Origin of the sequence: Lacihabitans lacunae (assembly GCF_042649125.1) — a bacterium.
Classification (GTDB): domain Bacteria; phylum Bacteroidota; class Bacteroidia; order Cytophagales; family Spirosomataceae; genus Leadbetterella; species Leadbetterella lacunae.
Window position 1 is genome coordinate 4,652,151 of the sequence record NZ_JBHRYQ010000001.1, and the last position, 19,839, is coordinate 4,671,989.

The 19,839-nt window shown below is 35.9% G+C and carries 15 protein-coding genes; 9 read left to right on the plus strand and 6 right to left on the minus strand.

Going from position 1 to position 19,839, the window contains the following annotated elements:
* Window positions 1-6 precede the first annotated feature (6 nt).
* Both ACFOOI_RS19825 and ACFOOI_RS19830 read right to left on the minus strand, forming a co-directional pair.
* On the minus strand, window positions 7-2,163 hold the full coding sequence (locus ACFOOI_RS19825; protein ID WP_379839828.1) for a S9 family peptidase: 2,157 nt from the start codon (window positions 2,161-2,163) through the stop codon (window positions 7-9).
* 112 nt (window positions 2,164-2,275) lie between these two features.
* On the minus strand, window positions 2,276-2,959 hold the full coding sequence (locus ACFOOI_RS19830; protein ID WP_379839829.1) for a TetR/AcrR family transcriptional regulator: 684 nt from the start codon (window positions 2,957-2,959) through the stop codon (window positions 2,276-2,278).
* A 123-nt stretch (window positions 2,960-3,082) separates the two neighbouring features.
* Between ACFOOI_RS19830 and ACFOOI_RS19835 the strand changes: the two genes are divergently transcribed.
* The 3 genes from ACFOOI_RS19835 to ACFOOI_RS19845 are packed head-to-tail and all read left to right on the plus strand — an operon-like array spanning window position 3,083 to window position 7,530.
* Window positions 3,083-4,750, plus strand: a complete 1,668-nt coding sequence (locus tag ACFOOI_RS19835; RefSeq protein ID WP_379839830.1) for a peptidase domain-containing ABC transporter — start codon at window positions 3,083-3,085, stop codon at window positions 4,748-4,750.
* Window positions 4,751-4,777: 27 nt separating this feature from the next.
* Window positions 4,778-6,139, plus strand: coding sequence for an HlyD family secretion protein (locus tag ACFOOI_RS19840; RefSeq protein ID WP_379839831.1), 1,362 nt, complete (start codon window positions 4,778-4,780; stop codon window positions 6,137-6,139).
* Window positions 6,136-7,530, plus strand: coding sequence for a TolC family protein (locus tag ACFOOI_RS19845; RefSeq protein ID WP_379839832.1), 1,395 nt, complete (start codon window positions 6,136-6,138; stop codon window positions 7,528-7,530). The genes ACFOOI_RS19840 and ACFOOI_RS19845 overlap by 4 nt, the downstream gene beginning before the upstream one ends.
* 1 nt (window position 7,531) lies before the next feature.
* On the opposite strand, the gene ACFOOI_RS19850 is transcribed toward ACFOOI_RS19845, so the two are convergent.
* The gene (locus tag ACFOOI_RS19850; RefSeq protein ID WP_379839833.1) at window positions 7,532-8,887 is read right to left on the minus strand and encodes a TIGR00341 family protein; all 1,356 of its coding nucleotides are present in this window, start codon (window positions 8,885-8,887) and stop codon (window positions 7,532-7,534) included.
* Between the two features lie 121 nt (window positions 8,888-9,008).
* On the opposite strand from ACFOOI_RS19850, the gene ACFOOI_RS19855 reads away from it, so the two are divergent.
* Genes ACFOOI_RS19855 through ACFOOI_RS19875 form a run of 5 tightly spaced genes read left to right on the plus strand, consistent with a single transcriptional unit; the run spans window position 9,009 to window position 13,804 of the window.
* Window positions 9,009-9,866: a TraB/GumN family protein gene (locus ACFOOI_RS19855; protein ID WP_379839834.1), complete on the plus strand. Its 858-nt coding sequence runs from the start codon at window positions 9,009-9,011 to the stop codon at window positions 9,864-9,866.
* 24 nt (window positions 9,867-9,890) lie between these two features.
* Window positions 9,891-10,586 (plus strand): SGNH/GDSL hydrolase family protein, encoded by a 696-nt coding sequence (locus tag ACFOOI_RS19860; RefSeq protein ID WP_379839835.1) that lies wholly within the window; start codon window positions 9,891-9,893, stop codon window positions 10,584-10,586.
* Window positions 10,579-11,799 carry an aminotransferase class V-fold PLP-dependent enzyme gene (locus ACFOOI_RS19865; protein ID WP_379839836.1) on the plus strand — a complete coding sequence of 407 codons (1,221 nt, stop codon included), beginning with the start codon at window positions 10,579-10,581 and terminating at the stop codon, window positions 11,797-11,799. Before ACFOOI_RS19860 ends, ACFOOI_RS19865 begins: the two co-directional genes overlap by 8 nt.
* Window positions 11,800-11,838: 39 nt before the next feature.
* Window positions 11,839-12,459 carry a LysE family translocator gene (locus ACFOOI_RS19870; RefSeq protein WP_379839837.1) on the plus strand — a complete coding sequence of 207 codons (621 nt, stop codon included), beginning with the start codon at window positions 11,839-11,841 and terminating at the stop codon, window positions 12,457-12,459.
* On the plus strand, window positions 12,431-13,804 hold the full coding sequence (locus tag ACFOOI_RS19875; RefSeq protein ID WP_379839838.1) for a CapA family protein: 1,374 nt from the start codon (window positions 12,431-12,433) through the stop codon (window positions 13,802-13,804). Before ACFOOI_RS19870 ends, ACFOOI_RS19875 begins: the two co-directional genes overlap by 29 nt.
* 1 nt (window position 13,805) lies before the next feature.
* On the opposite strand, the gene ACFOOI_RS19880 is transcribed toward ACFOOI_RS19875, so the two are convergent.
* A complete protein-coding gene (locus tag ACFOOI_RS19880; RefSeq protein ID WP_379839839.1) occupies window positions 13,806-14,747 on the minus strand; it encodes an MlaD family protein in 942 nt (313 codons plus the stop codon).
* A 39-nt stretch (window positions 14,748-14,786) separates the two neighbouring features.
* Complete coding sequence (locus tag ACFOOI_RS19885) at window positions 14,787-15,560, minus strand: N-acetylmuramoyl-L-alanine amidase family protein (protein ID WP_379839840.1); 774 nt, start codon at window positions 15,558-15,560, stop codon at window positions 14,787-14,789.
* A 228-nt stretch (window positions 15,561-15,788) separates the two neighbouring features.
* Between ACFOOI_RS19885 and ACFOOI_RS19890 the strand changes: the two genes are divergently transcribed.
* Entirely contained in the window at window positions 15,789-18,671 is a 2,883-nt protein-coding gene (locus ACFOOI_RS19890) for a putative LPS assembly protein LptD (RefSeq protein WP_379839841.1), read from the plus strand.
* Window positions 18,672-18,730: 59 nt separating this feature from the next.
* Here the strand turns inward: ACFOOI_RS19890 and ACFOOI_RS19895 are convergent, their stop codons facing one another.
* Complete coding sequence (locus ACFOOI_RS19895; RefSeq protein WP_379839842.1) at window positions 18,731-19,648, minus strand: PfkB family carbohydrate kinase; 918 nt, start codon at window positions 19,646-19,648, stop codon at window positions 18,731-18,733.
* Window positions 19,649-19,839: the final 191 nt, after the last annotated feature.

Below are 19,839 nucleotides of genomic sequence, written 5' to 3' on the forward strand. Positions count from 1 at the left end.
TGTGTTTTATTTCAATAATTCGCTCGGAACAGGTTTTTCTAATAAATGTTCGTAAATGAACTTGGTTTTTAGGTTATCAAAGTGATAGCCTTTGTTTCCTCTCCATCCGTGTTTTCCACCGGGGTAAAGCATAAACTCAAAATCCATTTTGTTTTCTTCTAGTTTATCTATCAACTGCAAGCTGTTTTGCATATGCACGTTGTCGTCCATGGTGCCATGTACAATTTGTAGTTTCCCCTTGTATTTATCTACGTATGTTAGCACATTTCCTGCTTTGTAGCCTTCTGGATTTTCTTCTGGTGTATCCATAAAACGCTCTGTATACGCAGAGTCATACAATTGCCAGTCTATCACACTTCCGCCGGCCATACCGTGTGTAAACACGTCAGCTCCTTTGGTTAGTGCTAGGCAAGTCATATAACCGCCGTAGCTAAAGCCCGTAATACATATTTTGCTTGGGTCTGCTATGCCTTTGTTTATCAGGTATTTTACCATCGTTTTATAATCGGTAAGTTCCCAGTCTCCTAAGTTGCGATGCATAGTAGTAACGCCTGCTTTACCAAAGTGCCCACTTGCTCTATGGTCAAGCGAAACTTGAATCATGCCTTCTCTTGCATACCATTGCGTCTTTGGCGACCACGCCCATTGGTCATAAACTGTACCTGCGTCTGGCCCTCCATAAATACTCACCAATACGGGATATTTTTTACCAGCCACCATGTTTTCAGGGTAGATGATAGTCATCGGAAGGTCATATTTGCCATCATCGCTTTTTACTCTAATTAGCTCCGGATAGTTTACCTCATACTTATCAAGTTGTTCTCCTTTTAGGGTACCAAGTTCTTTCACTATTTTTCCCGTATTGTCTATAATCACCGAGGTGTTTGGCGTTTTTAGGTTTGAATACGTACTCACAAAATACTTCAAATCAGGCGATGGCGATATAACTCTGTGGCTGTAAGCACCAAAGCTTAGTCTCTTTAGGTTTTTACCATTTAAGTCAACTCTGTAAAGGTCATAACGAGCTGAGTTTTCTAATCCTCTTGCGTGGAAATAAAGCACTTTGTTCTTCTGATCGATACCCAAAACAGTTTTTACCGTAAAATTTCCAGAAGTTATCTGATTTTTGAAAGTCCCATTGATATCATACAGATACAATTGTTTCCACCCCGTTTTATCGCTGATAATGATCATTTCTTTGCCGCCATCCAGTATTGTTAGGCGTTCGTCAGCTTCGTCAATGCTTATCCAAGCCTTCTGGGTTTCTTCATACACTACTTTTTTAGTGGCGTCTTTGGGCGACACATTGTATATTTTAAGGTTATCATTTCCTCTATTTATCCATTGCACCATTAGGCCACTTCCGTCTGGCATCCATTTAGGCCATCCGAGGTAGTGTTCTACATTATTGTTGAAGTCTGCCCAACGGGTTTGTCCGCCTGCGGGGTCCACAAAACCTAATTTAACGGTAGGGTTTGGGTCTCCACTTTTTGGGTAGCGAGTTTCGTCTATGTATCCGTGTTTGCCTTCGCTGCTATAGATGGGAAACATCGGAGTTTTTGATTCATCAAAACGCATATAAGCAAGGGTTTTTGAGTCTGGACTCCACCAAAATGCTCTAAAAAGCGTCGATCTACCAAATATTTCTTCCCAATAAACCCAAGTAGCAAAACCATTAAGGATGGTTTGAGTTCCGTCGGTAGTTAGTTGATTTTCTTGTTTTGTATTTAGGTTTAAAGTAAACAGGTTGTTGCCTTTTGAGTACGCCAAGTACATGCTATCGGGAGAGAAAGTGGCGTTTTTCTCTTCTAAACTAGGGTCAAACGTAAGTTGGGTTTCACCACTTGAAGTTTTAAGGTATAAATCTCCGTTTTTAAGTGTAAGTATTTTCTCAGAAGCTGCTTTGGGGTTAATTTCAGCAGGCGATGCTTCAGAATATTTACCTGTTTTAAGGTCGAGAATCTGGTTTTTCATTTTCTGATCCTCCCCGCTTTTGGCATATACTAAAGCTCTATCATTTGAGATCCATCTATTTACCATTGGCATCGCCTGGTAAAAACCATCTGGGGTTTTTCCTTTGATAAGGTCAGCACTTGGTATGGCTGTTTTTTGTGCAAACGATACACTTTGCAATACGCAAAAGCCTATTATAAGTTTTTTCATAGAATGTTGATTGTTTTTTTGTAAAAATAACCACTTTGGTTTCAAAAGCCAAAAATGTAGATAAAACACCCCCTTTTAAAGATGTAAAATGAGTTTTTAAGTGGAGTGAATCTTAGTCTCTTTTGTAATCCAAGGCACCAAAAATTAAGTCGTTGAGGTATTCTTCTAGTTTTGAAAGGTCTTTGGTGGCACTAAAATCACATAGGTTAGGCAAGTGCTGCATAAAGTGATATTGAAAATGACTCGTTTCTATTAAAGTACTCGCAAGCGATTTTGGGTACTTGTATGATGGATTATAAGCCGTAAAAACATCTTCTATCACTTTGCATAAATCTTTGTAGGGTTTAAACAGCATGTCTTTGTTTAGCTCGTCCACTTCTTTCGAAAGATAAGTTTTGCTTGATTCGGCTATCGCGATGTTGTGTATTTTTTTCTGGTTTATATCTCCCAAATACAGTTCTTGGTGTTCTACCCAAATCAATAAATCAACGATTTTATGAATTTGCTCTTTTGGGTTTTCTATATTTTTAATACCACTTATTACTTGAAAACAAATGTGTCCCCAGTACAAATCCATAACATAAATGAGTAATTTGTGTTTATTTTCAAAGTACCTGTAAATGCTAGCTTCGGTGCTATTGATTTCTTTGGCTAGTTTTTTGAATGTTAATTGTTCGTAACCGATTTTATCAATGATTTCGATGGAATATTTAATAATATTTCTACCTAATTCAGACTTTTCAGGGTCTTTTAGGTATAATTTTGGGTTGAGTATTAGTTTAATGTTGTATTCCATAGGACTAATTTATTAATAAAAATCAGTAAGATTTATGGCAGAGATAAAAGTTAATCTAATTCTAATGATAGTAATACTATTGTTTTCAAAGGTAATTGTAATTTTGTAAAAATTAAAAATAACATGGCTGATAATCATAACACGTCAAATATAGGACAGGCTATTAAAACCATTTTAAGGTTACTTAGTCTCGAGAAAAAAGACATTACTGACATTTATATCTATTCTATTTTTGCTGGTTTGGTATCCTTGTCATTGCCATTAGGCATACAGGCTATCATTGGTTTTGTGTTAGCAGGTTCTATCTCTAATTCCATAGTGGTATTGGTAGGCTTAGTGCTTTTCGGTACTTTTTTAAGTGGCCTTCTTCAAGTTCGCCAACTCCAATTGATAGAGAAAATAGAGCAAAAGTATTTTGTTCGCTATGCACTAGAATATGGTAGTCGGATTCCAAAACTCGATTTGGGGGTTTTGGATAAATACTATTTACCTGAATTAATCAACCGTTTTTTCGATATTTCGGGCCTTCAAAAAAGTCTACAAAAAATATTAGTAGATATACCGGCTGCTATTATTCAAATAGTTTTGGGTACTATTCTTTTGTCATTTTATCACCCACTATTTATTGCATTTGGATTGGTTTTACTTAGTGTGGTGGTTATTATTATTAGGTTTACCTCATCAAAAGGATTTGCCACCTCAATGGAAACTTCAGATTATAAATATAAGGTAGCAGCTTGGTTTGAAGAGATGGCGAGGAGTATAAAAACATTTAAGTATGCACAAAAAACTTCTATTCATATAGAAAAAACTGATGAATTGGTCACTTCTTATCTTCATGCTCGTACAAGTCATTTTAAAGTGCTCAAGTTTCAGTATTGGAGTTTGATTGCCTTTAAGTTAATGGTTACGGCGGCCATGCTAATTTTAGGCGTGGTTTTACTAATCGACCAAGAGATTAACATCGGGCAGTTTATTGCCTCCGATATCGTGATTATTGCCATTATTGGATCAGTAGAAAAGTTGGTTGGCAGTATGGATAAAGTGTATGAAGCCTTAACGGCAGTAGAAAAGCTAAACAAGGTGGCTGAAGCTAAAATAGAAGAAATTGGCAATATGCTTTTGGCCCAAAAAGAAAAAGGGGTTTCTATTAAAATGGAGCACGTTAGTTTTTCATATGCTAGTGGCTATCAGGTATTAAAGGATATTAATTTAGAAGCTGAACCAGGCGAATTAGTCGGAATAATTGGAGATTCTGGAACAGGTAAAACAACTATTTTGAGGATTTTAACTGGTGCTTTCCAAAATTTCCAAGGGAAGGTTTTGATTGATGGCATTCCACTTAAAAACTATGATTTAGATTCCATAAGAAACCAAACGGGAATACTATTGGGTAAGCAAGATATTTTTATGGGAAGCTTGCTAGAAAACATAACACTAGGCAATGACGATATAGAGACAGAAGACATTCTAAAGGTTTCAAAAATATTAGGTTTGTCAGATTATTTTGAAAGCCTACCGCTTGGTTTTGAAACTCCACTGCATCAAGGAGGGCAAAAACTAAGCTCTAAAATCAGGAAAAATATTTTGTTGTTAAGGGCTTTGTTGGGCAAAAAGAGATTATTGCTTTTAGAAGATCCGTTTAACTTTTTGACTAAAGAACAAATTGATGGTGTCAAAAATTATATAAAATCTAAAGGTGTTACAGTAATACATACGGCTTATAATACGGAGCGTTTGGTCGACTGCAACAAAGTCATGCAATTAACTCACAATGGTGTTTTTGTTTAATCAAACAAGAATCTAATATTAATAGAAATGAAAAGGAATTTTTTAGATATAATTTTTGAAAATAACCAAGAAGCCGATAAGTTTTCGAGCTTCGGGGAAATTTATCAAGTAAATAGAAAAAGTAGAGTAAAAGCTTACCTTTTGGGTATTTTGCTATTCGCTTGCTTGGTTTTGTTTTTACCTTGGACTCAAAATATCAGAGCCAAAGGAAAAGTAACCACCCTTAGGTTAGAAGATAGGCCACAAGAGCTTAATACGATAATACCGGGTAGGGTAGTGAAATGGTATGTAAAAGAAGGTGATTTTGTGAAAAAAGGAGATACCATTCTTCAGTTGGGAGAGGTAAAGGTTGAGTATTTTGACCCGACTTTGTTAAAAAGAACCCAACAGCAGATTTCTGCCAAAAACAGAAGTATAGCCGCCTATGAAGGTAAAGCCAATACAGCAGATACCCAAATAATGGCTTTAGAAAGTGCATTGAAATTCAAACTTCAGTCACTCGATAACAAAATAGAGCAGCAGAAAATGAAAATCACCAGCGATAGTGCCGATTTGGCAGCCGCACAAATTGCAGTTAATGCTTACAAAAGGCAGATACAGGCAGCTAAAGTGATGTTAGATTCGGGAGCGATTTCGCTTATAGAATTTGAGAAAAGGTCAGTAAATTACCAAGATGGAGTAGCTAAAGTTACTTCCGTGTCTAATAAGTTAAACCAAAGCAAACAAGAGTTGCTTAATCTCAAAATAGAGAAAAATGGCGTTCGCCAAGAATACAACGATAAGTTTGCAAAAGCTCTCGGCGATAGACTAGCGAGTGAGTCGTCTGTAGCGAGTGCCGAGGCGGAGGTGTTTAAATTAGAAAATACACTGAGTAATTACGACGCACGTCAGCAGCTTTATTTTATAGTTGCCCCGCAGTCGGGTCAAATCACAAAAGCAAAAAAAGCCGGTATTGGCGAAATGCTAAAAGAAGGAGATATGGTGGTAGAAGTAGTACCAACTACCCAAAATCTAGCTGTAGAGATGTTTGTAAATCCGATGGATTTGCCATTGATTAATAAAAATCAGAAAGTTCGTTTTGTGTTTGATGGTTTCCCGGCGATTGTATTTAGTGGCTGGCCAAGTAGCAGTTATGGTACGTATAGTGGGGTTATATCTGCAGTAGAAACTTCCATAAGTCCCAATGGCCTATTTAGAGTTATGGTAAAAGAAGACCCTGAAGACAGAAAATGGCCAGAAGTACTAAAACTTGGCGGTGGAGCAAGCGGTATAGCTTTGCTAAAAGACGTGCCAGTATGGTATGAATTATGGAGAAATATAAATGGATTCCCGCCTGAATATTACAAATTAGGTAATGATGGCTATGAAGAAAAAAAGGCAAAAAAATGAAAAAGTTCACCTTAGTTTTCGGGCTTTTTCTATTAAAAAGTCTGGTTTTTGCTCAAAAAAATGAGATTTTAGTTTTTGAGGAATATTTAAAAACAGTAAGTCAAAATCACCCTACTGTGAAACAGGCAGATGCCCGTATCAGCCAAGCATTTTTTAATGTTATGGCTTCTCGCGGAGCGTTTGACCCGGTTTTGGCTAGTAGTCAAGACCTCAAAACTCTGGATTCTAAAAATTATTACAATCATCAATCTACTGAATTAAAAGTCCTTACCCCATTTGGTTTAGGTTTTAAAACGGGTGTTGAGAAATCAAATGGTGCATTCGTGAATCCAGAATACACACCTGGTACTTTGACTTACTTAGGTGTAGAGTTGCCCGTTTTAAAAGGATTACTCATAGATCAGCAAAGGGCACAATTTCAAGTTTCTAAACAAATGTCTTTGTTTTCGGAGGCAGAAAAAGCCTCGGTTGTTAACGATTTGATGTTAGATGCCGCCGTTTCTTATTGGGAATGGGCAGGTGCTTATTTGATTTTAGAAAATCTAAATGAAAATTTAATTAATGCTCAAGAAAGAGCGGCTTTGGTTAAAATCGGCTTTACTAACGGCGATAAATCAGCAGCTGACACACTCGAGGCTCAAAGCCAGGTACAGTCCATTATATTGGCAAAAGAAGAGGCTTTGACATTTTTTCAAAGTCAAAAAATAACTTTGGCGAGGTTTATTTGGTCAGAAGAGCAAGTGCCGTATTTGTTAGCAGAAAACGTTGTGCCAGATACGAGGAGGTTTGTAACACTTTATGAATCAGAGAATATCGATGATTTGATAAAAGGATTAGCGACGTTTCATCCTGATTTAAGGCAGTACACGTTTAAGCTTTCTAGTTTAGAGATAGACCGTAAACTTAAGTTTCAATCGATGCTTCCTGAACTGAAACTTAAAGCTAATTTGCTTTCCAAAGATTTCTACAGTTTTAAAAGTAGCTACAGCCCTTATTTGACCAATAATTACAAATTTGGGTTTGATTTTAAACTGCCTTTGTTGCTCAGAGAAGGACGTGGAAAAGTGAAAGTGGCGGATTTTAAGATATCAGAAACTAAGCTTCAGCTTCAAGAGAAAACATGGTATATAGAAAACAAAGTCTTGCAATACGACACCGAAATGAGAGGGTTGGGAAGGCAGATTGAAGCTGCCAGCCAAATGTTTCAAAATTATAATCGCTTGTTGGGAATTGAGCAACTCAAGTTTTTCCAGGGCGAAAGTTCATTATTTGTACTAAATAGCCGTCAGAATAAGTTATTAGATGCCCAAGTTAAGCTTCAAAAGCTTAAAACTAAATACCTGCAAACCTACTATAAAGTATTGTGGTCTGCAGGTCGTTTGACAGAGTAACTTACTTTTTACTTGTTGGTTTTAATGGAGGAAGTGTATCATAAAATACTTTGATATCTTCCTCTTTTAGACGTGTTTTAAGCCAAGTTAAAATTTTCTGTTTTTCATCATTTCTTAGTGACTTTTCGGTAGTTTCTACTACCACTATTTGCAGTACTTTTGAGGTATTGTCTAGCTTGTTGTATTCAGTTGCCTCTGATACCGAACACCCAGAAACATTTGGATATAAGCTTTTTAGCTCATCTAGGAGTTGTTTTCCAAAAGTTTTACTAGAAGCTATGCTATCCAAAACCATTTCTTTTTCTTTGACGGCCGCCGAAAGTCTATTTATTTCAGATTTCAGATTATCTACTTCGCTATCTTTTTTGTTTATGAAATCAAATGAAAGACCTTGTTGAAACTTCAATTTGGTGCCTTTCAGTTTAAATAAATTTGCTTTGTCGATAATCTCCTTTTTTTGAACTTCCGTAAGTGTTGAACCACCATAAACCAATGTTATTAACCTAGTTTTTGGGTCAACCTCATTCTTCAAAAGATAATTGCCTTCTATTACACTCACATTGTTTACAAATGCATTGGCATTTTCTAAAAACTTCTCTTTTTGAACCAACAGATAACCAAAATATAAACTTGGAATAATAATCAATAAACTCACGATACTTATCCATCTTGTAATTTTAGTTTTTTGATTTTCGTCCACTAAAGTTCGAATAGGAAAACGAAGTAATTGAGAAATAATAACCGTGGAAATGGCTATAAAAACGGTATTTATGGTAAATAAGAAAAACGCCCCGAAGAAAAAGCTCCACTGGCTGGTGGCGAGTCCATATCCTGCCGTACAAAGTGGCGGCATTAAGGCCGTGGCTATTGCTACTCCCGGTATCACGTTTCCTTTTTGTTTACTGCTTATGGCCACTATACCAGCCAAACCTCCGAAAAGAGCGATTAAAACATCAAATATACTCGGACTAGTACGTGATAATATCTCAGAATGTGCAGTAGAAATCGGCGTGATTGCAAAATAGATAGTGGAAGTGATAAGACTGGCAATAACCGCAAATATAAAATTTTTCAAAGCTTTTTGGAAAAGCCTGAAGTCATAAGTGGCTAGGCTGTAGCCCATTCCATTAATAGGACCCATCAAAGGCGATATTAACATGGCACCAATAATAACCGCCGTAGAGTTCATATTAAGTCCAACGGATGCGATTAAAATGGCAAAAACTAAAATATAAAGGTTTGTGCCCTTAAAGGCCAAATCTTTTACGATATTGTCGTGAATTTCATCAAAATCATCAACTTCTGTGCTTAAGTTAAGGTAGCCTAAGATTGTGTTAACCAATTGAAATTGTCTCATTATTGGGATATGCTTATAGTTCCTTTTTGAAATTTCGAAAGCTAAATATACGGCAGTTAGACTTAATTTTGCAATTTCAATTTTTTTCTGCAAATTTTAAGAGTCAATTAAATTATATGCAATGCGAAAAATACTCATTTTAATCTTTATTTCAGGTTTAAGTTTCACGGCTTTTTCTCAAAAAAACATTTATAAAATAACCGGAAACGGCATTTCAAAACCTTCTTATCTTTTTGGTACTTTCCATATTTTATGCAAAGAAGATTTTTCTATGTCTAGGAGTTTTTTAGATAAAATTTCGGAAACCGAACAGCTTGCTTTAGAGCTCGATATGGACGATCCACAACTTATGATGAAAACCTACAAAGGCATGGTCATGCAGGGCGACAGTACAATGAAGATGCTATTAAGCCCCGAGAAATATCAGTTTGTTGCCAAAACAATGAAGGACTCTATGCAAATTAATCTTCGTTCGGTGGAGAAAGTAAAACCTTATATGGTTTACGCGATGGTAATGCCAAAGCTATTGACCTGTGACGTGTTATCTATTGAAAACGAGTTGGTTAAGGTTTTTTCTAATCAAAAAAAAGAGACTGTGGGTTTAGAAGAGGTTGCTGACCAATTGGCAGTTTTTGACCTTATTCCGTATAAAGATCAGGCAAACGAACTAGCCGAAGGCTTAGAAGATTTACCTCTTGCTAGAAAAGAACTTAGAGAGAGTGTGGAACTTTACAAACTCGGCAATTATGAAGAAATACTTAAGTTAAGTTCTAAAAAAGAAGGTGTTATGGTTAAATATGAATCGGAATTGCTAACTAACAGAAATAAAAATTGGATTCCGAAAATCATAAAAATGGCAAGTGAGAAACCTACTTTTTTCGCAGTAGGAGCAGGGCATTTAGTTGGAAATGAAGGTCTCATAAGTTTATTGAAACAAAAAGGATACGAAGTAGAATTGATTAAACAATTTGCGGACTAATAGCGTATATAAAATAAAAAAATCATGAAGTACTTCTTATATCTGCTGTTGTTTAGCTCGCTTATTAATTGTAAAAACAAAGTACCACAAGCTCAAAATGATACACCCAAGCAAGTGGGCTCAAATACCTATTTGGCTTTAGGAGACAGTTATACTATAGGAGAAAGCGTGGCAGAAGCCGATAGGTGGCCCGTTCAATTAGTTAGAGAGTTAAAAGACAAAAACATATCGGTAGACAATCCAAAAATAATTGCCAAAACCGGCTGGACTACGGATGAGCTTAAAGCTGCGATTGTAAGTCAAAATATTTCTCAAAAATACGACTTGGTTTCACTTTTAATTGGCGTAAATAACCAGTACAGAGGTAGAAATATGGAGGAATTTAAAGTTGAATTTGAGGATTTGTTAAATACCGCTATCGCTTTTTCTAGAAATGGGGAAAGCAATGTGTTTGTAGTTTCTATTCCAGACTGGGGAGTTTCGCCTTTTGCTGCTGGCAGAGATGTCAATAAAATTGGAAAGGAAATAGACGCTTACAATGCCGCTTCGAAAGTAATTTGTGACAAATACGGTATTATTTACATTGATATTACGGATATTTCAAGAGAGACTCAAAGTGGTTTTTTTGCTTCTGATGGACTACATCCTTCGGGTAAAATGTACGCTGCTTGGGTAAATAAAATTGTTTCTGAAGTGTTGAAATTTAAACTAAATGATTGATAATAAGTTTTTTGAAAAGGCCGAGCTACTTGATCGAAATGACCCGCTAAAAAACTTTGCCAAAGAGTTTGAGTCTGATCCAAACGTAATATACTTTGATGGAAATTCATTAGGAAAACCTAATTTATCTACCATAGAAACCTTAAAAGGAGTAATAGACACCGAATGGAAACAGGGCTTGATTAGAAGTTGGGAAGATACCTGGCTTGATTTGCTTGCCAAAAGTGCCCATGCTATTGCGACTTTATTGCGTGTGGACAAAGAAGAAATTTGGGTGTGTGACAACACGTCTACCAATTTGTACAAATTGGCTTTTGGAGCTTTAAAACTTCAAAAAGGAAGAAATCTTGTTATTTCAGATTTCAATAATTTCCCTACTGATTCTTATATTTTAGAAGGTTTAGTATCTCACTCATTTCCAAATCATACTTTAAATAAAATAGATGCTTCTAATTTTGAAATGATTGTTTCTTCTTTCAATGAAGAGGTAGCTTTGGTTTGTTTAAGTCATGTGCAATATAAGTCGGGACAAGTATATGATATGTTGAAAATTAACCAATTAGCTGATAAATTAGGCATTTTGGTTTTGTGGGATTTGAGCCATAGTGCCGGAGCCCTTGATCTAGACCTGAAGGCTTTGGGCTGTAAAATGGCAGTTGGTTGTACTTATAAATTCATGAATGCTGGCCCTGGAAGTTCTGCTTTTTTGTATGTAGATAAAGACTTAATTGCTTCATTAGAAAACCCAATTGCTGGCTGGTTCTCACACGAACGACCTTTTGATTTTTCTGGCGAGTTTTTGGCCGCAAATTCTATTCGAAAGTTTAGTACTGGTACATCAAATATTTTGTCACTTGCGGGTGTAGTTCCAGGTGTAAATTTGCTTTTGTTGGCTGATATTAAATCAATTAGAACTAAGAATGTGGCCTTGACGGAGTTCTTTATAGAGATTTTTGATGCATGTCTCAGTAAGTTAGGTTTTATACTAGAAAGTCCAAGAGATTCAAGTTTAAGAGGCAGTCATGTTTCCATTTCGCACCATGATGCCGCAAAGATCATGAAAGAGTTAAATGAGCCCAGTGATGGAAAAATTGTATTTCTACCGGACTTCAGGCCACCAAATTTCATCCGGATTGGTGTAGCTTCTTTAAATAATTCATTTCAGGATATCTACCAACTTTGTAAGCGACTAACTGAAATTGTGGGTCAATAACCGAGATTTATTCTTTATTTTTGGGCAAATATTTTATTAATGCTTGCAATTTTATATGGTTTAGGTACGGGCTTTGTATTTAGTTTAATGCTCGGAACGGTCTTTTTTGCTTTAATTCAAAACAGTATAGACAACGGATATAAGTCCGGAATAATTATCGCACTTGGCGTTGTCTTTTCTGATATGCTTTTTGTTTCAGCAGCTGTTTTTGGTACTTCATTTCTGCCTGATATTCCGCACTTTGCTTTGGCCTCAAGTGTTGTGGGTGGAATTTTGCTCCTAACTATGGGTTTGGTTAGTATTTTAAAAGAAAAACCTAACTTAAAGTACCCAACCACCAAACTCGGTAATTTTAGCTATTATCTGGTTACGGGCTTCTTACTTAATATTTTGAATCCTCTGAATTTCTTAATTTGGGTCGCAGTAGCCACTCGGATTAAAACCGAATATCAATTTGATTTAAATCACCAAATCATTTATTTTGTTTCTTGTTTAGCTGCTATTTTTAGTACAGAAGTAGGTATTTCTTACACTGCATCAAAGCTCAAAAGACTATTTACAGTTAAGGTTTTGAAAGGAATCAATCAAGTAACAGGTTTCATATTTATCATATTTTCTTTTAAACTTTTCTATGAAGCCTTTCACACATTTTACAAATGAGCCTGCGGTTAAAGCTACCTCATTTTCAGGTAAAATATTAATTCTGATTCTACGAGGGCTATATGGTTTTCTGAGTTTTTTCTATGGAAAAAAATGGAACACACCACCAATAAATTTTGAGGAAAATCCTCTTTTTTATACGTTTAAAGATATCCTTTATTTCGGGCATAAATACTATTTTAAACCACCTGCAAATCATCCGACTGAACTAGTAGAATATTTCAAAAATCAAGATTTAACTTTTCCATTGGTAGATGGCTTCAAAGAGCAATCTTGTGTTACAATTTCAGTAGGGGGTGATTTAATGCCTTATGAAAGAATTACTAAAGAGAATACCCAACATTTGTGGGACGAAGTGGGTGACTGGTTTTTCAGTTCAGACATAGTTTTTGCTAATCTTGAGTCGCCTATCTGTCCTTCAAGACCGCCAAAGGCTGTACCAGAAGTAATGCTCAGCAATATGCTTTTTAATGGAAGTCGCGAATTATTTGAGATTTTTTCAGGCAATGGAAAATACAAAGGTTATGACATCCTTTCTACTGCCAATAACCATTCGTTAGATCAAGGAGTAGAAGGCATTAAAGAGACACTGGATTTTCTAAAAGGCCAAAATGTAATTGCAGTTGGTACTTCTGAAAGTCATGCTACTTATAAAATGATTTCGAAGGGAGGTATTCAAATTGCTTTCTTGGCATTTACTTATTCATTAAATCATCTTGAACTGAATGATGAAGACAAAGAGAAAGTGAATCATTTGAGAATAAATACAGAAGGAGTAGATTTGACAGAAATAAAACAACAAACCTTAGATGCTAAAAACGCTGGTGCAGATATTGTTATATTGTCTGCTCACACTGGCAATGCCTATCAAGCATTTCCGTCACAGCATACAGTGGATATTTTCCATAGAATATACCAAGAGTGTGGTGTAGATATTATTTTGGGATCACATCCGCATAATGCTCAACCCATGGAAAAGTACAAATTTATTTGTCCTGTGAGTGGCATAGAGAAATACGGGTTTTCTATATATTCTTTGGCTGATTTTGTAGCCTACGATATTTTTGTTTGGGATAGGTTTATTCCTCTTCTAAAGATAGAAATAGTTAAGGGTTTGGTTGGTAATCAATCAATTACCTGCCTGAAAGAAGTTAAAGTGAAGTGCGTTTTTAATTGGGGCAAGCCTGATGGGACAGAGATGCGATTTGTGGATATAAAAAAATGGGAACACTTAAAAAGTGTTCCCGAATATTTCACTAAAAAGTGCAAAAACGAAATGTTTTATTTGAACGATTTTTGCGACAAAAACTTTTTGCCCAATAAATCAGAGAATCTATTAGCCTAGCTTATTCTTTTTTCTTATCTTTTTTCCCGAACAATGAAAAATGAACATATCGTTTCGGGTTGTTTTTCATGTCTTCTAATAGTTTATTTAGCGAAGCAGCAGTATGGTCTAAATTTACATAGAGTGAATCATCGTTGGTTAATTTACCCAATGTGCCATTTCCTGCATTTACGTCTTTTAAAATACCTTCTAGGCCTGCTATGGTGGTGTTTAGTGACTTCACCGTTTGTCCAAGTTGTAATTGACTAAGCGAATCAGTAAATGAGCCTGTTTTTGTTAATATGGGCTGCAGCTGTTTGTCGAGGCTTTTGGTAAGTGTATTCAGGTTTTGTGTTAGTACTGCGGCATTGCTTGTAATTTGTCCCAAATTTTTTGAGTTATTTGCCAATAAGCCATTTACTCCAACTGTAGTTTGTGTAGCACTTGCCATCAATACTTTCAAGGCTTCGCCCGTGTTATCAAAATCGTTTACAATGCGTGTTAGTGAAACCATCAGAGAGTCCATATTTCTCAAAGTAGGAGTTAATTTATCCTCTACAGAAGCCATTAAGCTAACTTCAGTATTACTTTTCATGAAACCTTTGGCTGCTAATGCATTTCCTGGCTTAATTATCAATTTGATTATTTTGCCACCAATCAAACCATCGTCTGCCAACACGGCTATGGTGTTTTCAGTTACTTTTACTTTTTTATTGATAGAAAGTAAAACATCTACACTATTTGATTCAAAATCAGGTTTCAAGCCAATTACTCTTCCCACATTAACCCCATTATAGGTCACAGGGTTAGAAGACTCAAGGCCTTGAACGTCTGTAAATTTTACATGATACTCTTCTGAATTAGAAAAAATATCTAGGCCTTTTAAGAATGTAAATCCAAAGTAAAATATGGCAATACCCACTATTCCTAAAATCCCTACTCTTATTTCTTTGCTTATTTTCATATATAAATCAATCCGTTATGTATTAATAGGATTTTATGATTAAAATTTATTGTATTCTTCGAAAGCTCTGAATACTGCTGTCGCTATCTTATCTCTTCCGCTCTCCGAACTTAAAAACTTGAGGTCTGTAGGTGAGGTCAAATAACCAGTTTCTACCAAAACACTCGGCATTGTGGTTTCCCATATTACAATAAAACCCGCTTGTTTTACACCTCTGCTACGATAACCCACTTTATTTATGTTTCGTTCTATCTTCGAAGCAAAATCCATACTTTGTTTCATGTATGCGTTTTGAATATTAGCAAGCATAATGTGTGCCAAAGGTGATTTTGGATTGTATCCTTTATAGGTTCTCGTGTAATTGTCCTCATAAAGGATGGCACTGTTTTCAGATTTTGCCAAAAGAAGGTTTTCTTCGGTTTTGTGAAGTCCCATTACATAGGTTTCGGTGCCGCTCAGTTTACTCGAATGCCCGTTTGCATTGCAATGCACCGAAATAAACAAGTCAGCCTTGTTTTTATTGGCTATCGCTGCTCTTTCGTGGAGAGGTACAAAAATGTCTCTGTCTCTTGTGTATATCACTTCTACATTCGGGTAGTTTGCTTTTATTTTTCTGCCCAAACGAAGGGTAATATCTAAGGCAATTTTTTTCTCTTTGCCATTGCCCGCCCCTGGGTCTTTTCCTCCATGTCCGGCGTCTAGTACTATTGTTTTAACGTGTTCAAATTCAGGGAGTTTCCATGAACTTAAAGTAGCAAATACAGTAGCTGTGAGTAAAAATACAATTAGGAATTTAAGATTTTTTAAGACCATTTTTATTGAAACTTGTTCGCGATGTTATCTTTTTTGTTGAAAATCCATCGTTAAGATATTCTTTGTGGTTAATTTTGCACCCACAAAAATAACGTTTTTGTTCTGAACATTAAAAAAATATAATGATTGTTCTATGTTTTTGTCACAAAACACTTTTAAAACGGTGAAATCCAAAAAACTGTTGCATTTTTGTCTATTGATTTCATAATGATTGAAAAAACACGTCTATTGTACTTTATAAAAATAATAATTTCCGCACTTTTTGTAGCTTGTTTTGCTATAGAAAGTCAAGCACAGCGTACGCTGCCAATTGGTGGTGCAGGTGGTGCAAATAGATTCGGAAATTTTGGTGCTCCAACTTCTACTCCCGCAACTAATAAAAGTGAGATTCCGAAAGCAAGAATTCCTAGAGCAAAACGTGATACAACCGGAGTAGCTATTCCAGACTCACTAAAAAGCAAAGATTCACAAATAGAAACCACAGTAGAGACAATGTCTTCTGATTCAACAGTTTTAGATGTTGAAAATCAAATATATTATTTACATGGTAACGCTCAAGTTATTTATGGAGACATAGAGCTAACGGCTGATTTTATAAGACTCGACTGGGGCAAATCGGAAGTTTATGCACACGGTATGCCCGATACCACCAAAAAAGTGGGAACTCCTGTCAAAGGTAAGCCCGTATTTTCAGACGCAGGAGAAAAGTACAATTCGGATACCATTCGGTATAACTTCAAATCCAAAAAAGCAATTGTAAGTAATATCGTGACCGAACAAGGAGAAGGTATAGTGGTTGGTCAAAAGGTAAAAAAAGACCCCCAAGACAATATGTATTTGGCTAATGCAAAATATACCACTTGTAATTTGGCAGAGCCACACTTTCACATTAGTGCAAAACGAATAAAGCTCGTTAATAAAAAATCATTGATTTCGGGGCCTTTTAACTTGGTTTTGAGTGATATTCCGCTTCCCATAGGTCTGCCATTTGGTTTTTTCCCAATTCCCAAAAAGAAAGAAATAGGTACTTCGGGATTTGTGATGGGTAACTACGGCGAAGAACCCAGTAATCGGGGGTTTTATTTTAGAGATTTTGGCTATTACCATGCCTTTAGTGAATACGTAGGAGCAAAACTTTTAGTTTCCATATATTCAAATGGCAGTTATGGAGCTGGGGTGCAGTCTACTTATACCCGCAAGTATAAATACACGGGTAACGTAAATTTGCAGTTTAATTACAATAAATCAGGTGATATTATTCCAACTACATCGGCTTCAAAAGATTTCAATATTTCATGGGCTCATTCTCCACAAAATCGTAGACCTGACAGGAGCTTTTCTTCAAATGTAAACCTGGTAAGTAATGGTTTTAACCGAAATAACCGAAGGTTAGATGAGTTAGATCAATATACCAATAACACCTTTGGTTCTTCTGTTCAGTATTCTAGGAGTTTTGGTAAGTTGGTGAGAACAAGTACAGGTTTTAGGGTAGACCAAAACGTTTCTACCAAAGTTATGAACTCTTCACTTGACTATACATTTGGTTTAAATCAGTTTAATCCATTCATAAAAGAGAAAAATCAAGTAGGGAATTGGTACGAAGGTTTCAGAGTAGGCCTAGACTTAAGTGGTGGATATAAACTTACAAATGATATTACGAGCCGTACAAGAAGTACTACCTATACTGACTATAATATAATTGGGGTAGAAAATAAACCACTGACAAATGAAGAGATTAGACTTCAAAATTTGGGCATTTCTACCAGTCAGACTGTTGTTGAATTAAATTCATTAGAGAACATTCGTTATCTATTTCAAAATTTAGGACAGTTTCGTTCTTCGTTTTCGGTTCCTATCTCATTGCCCAATTTTAAGATTGCTAAGTTTATTAACTTTACTCCAGGGTTTTCTTATCGGGGAGATGTATACACAAAGCGGCTGTCATATGAGTACAATGAAAGTTTAGATGCTGTAAAAATTGACACCACTTCGGGGGTTTATACTGCAGGTAGTTGGAATACTTCCGCAAGTTTAAATACGCGTGCGTATGGTACCTATCAGTTTGGTAAAAACTCTAGAATTCAAGCAATTAGACATACCATTGCTCCGTCATTAAGTATTGGTTATAGTCCTGATTTGAGTAAAAATTCGAACTTATACCAACAAACCAGGGTAAGGGCAGATGATGTAGACGAGCGTTTTATGCCAAGGTTTGCTGAGCTAGGACAAGCAAGTGGTGCAAGTGGAAGTATTGGATTTAATTTAACCAATCAGCTGGAAGCCAAAATAAGGGCGAAGTCAGATACTGCTCAAAATGCCTTCGAGAAAATTTCTTTGTTGGATAATCTAAGCTTTGGTACAAGTTATAATCTTTTTGCATTGGAGCAGAAATATAAATATTTGGGAGATACCATAAACGCAGGTTTTAATCTTTCGAATTTTAACATTGGGGCCAATACTAGTCTTTTTAAAGGATTAATCAGTCTCAATTTTTCTTCTACGATAGATCCATATACCTATGTAGAAGATACGCAAAATACCACCAACTTGGCGGGTAGGAGAGTGCCCGTGTTTAAATGGAAACACGATGGCTTTGCGGGTAGCTATTTGTCTTTTGCCAATATCTCTATTAGTACCAATATTAATCCTAAAAAATTGAGAGGCAAGCAAGTAGAGCCTGTTGGCCCAAAAACAAACGACCCAGCCAAAGAGGCCATGCAGAAGTTTGTGCAAGCTAATCCGCTAGCATATGTAGACTTCAGTATTCCATGGAATTTGAATCTGAGCTATAACTTAAGTTATAATAAACAAGGCTTAGCCAGTGCCCAAGTGGTGCAAGCCTTTCAGTTTACGGGTGATGTCAGTCTTACCCCAAAATGGAAAGTGAACTTTAGTTCTGGATGGGATTTTGTTTATAAATCAGTTACTTTGACCAATATCGGAATCTTAAGAGAATTACATTGTTGGGATATGAGTTTTAACTGGACGCCAATAGCAGGAAATAACCTTAGAGCAAGTAACTACAGTTTCACTTTGCAACCGAGGTCTTCATTGCTTAGAGATCTAAAGTTAAGTAGAAGAAGAGTGTATTACGATAAAGGAGGTTTTTAATAAAAAAAAAGCCTTTGACCATAAAATCAAAGGCTTTACGTATAAATGCTTGTTTAAAATTAGCTCAATTCAAAAGAAGCCAATTGAACAAATTCCATTACTCTATTGTCAATTTCTATTTCTGTTAAATCTTGGATTCTTTCAGAGCCAAATTTCTCTACACAAAACGACGCCATAGCTGAACCGTAAATGATCGCTCTTTTCATGTTTTCAAAACTTAAATCATCTGTTTTGGCTAAATGACCGATAAAGCCACCAGCAAAAGTATCACCAGCACCAGTTGGGTCAAAAACTTCTTCAAGAGGTAGTGCAGGACAGAAGAATATTTTCTCTCCTTGAAATAACAATGCTCCATGTTCACCTTTCTTGATAATCAATGTTTTAGGTCCCATAGCCATTATGGTCTTTGCTGCTCTTCTAAGCGAATAATCTCCTGATAATTGACGTGCTTCAGCATCGTTAATAGTCAAGCAGTCTATTTCAGCAATCACTTTTTTAAGATCATCCATCGCAATGTCCATCCATAAGTTCATGGTATCTAACATTACAAACTTAGGTCTCTTGTTAAGTTTCTTTAGAGTCTGTAATTGAATTGCAGGTACCATATTTCCTAACATTAAGTATTCAGCTCCTTGGTAGCTTTCAGGAATTGTGGGTTCCCAGTTTTCGAAAACACCTAATTGCGTATCTAAAGTGTCTCTGTTATTCATATCGTCGTGGTATTTACCATGCCAGAAAAATGTTTTCCCTGATTCGTCAATACTCAAACCGTCAATATTAATGCCGTGAGCTTTAAAAGTCTCAAGCATTTCTTTCGGAAAATCTCCACCTACTACACCTACAAGGTTATTTTCTTTTGTGAAATATGAAGCTGTTAGTGTAATGAAAGTAGCGGCTCCTCCTACTATTTTATCGGTTTTACCAAATGGTGTTTCCAGTTTGTCAAATGCAACCGAACCTACTGTTAATAAACTCATGTTTTTAGTTTCTTTTTTGTTTTTGCATGCAAAAATATGTTTTTATTCATTAAGAAGGACTTTTTGTCGCATTTTCTTGTAAATAAGTGCTGTTAAATTTTTTAACTAAGATAAAAAATTTTTACTTTGCATTGTTTAAATGAGGTGGTGGGTTTCATCACCTGATATTTTTTAGATTTTAAATTTATAAA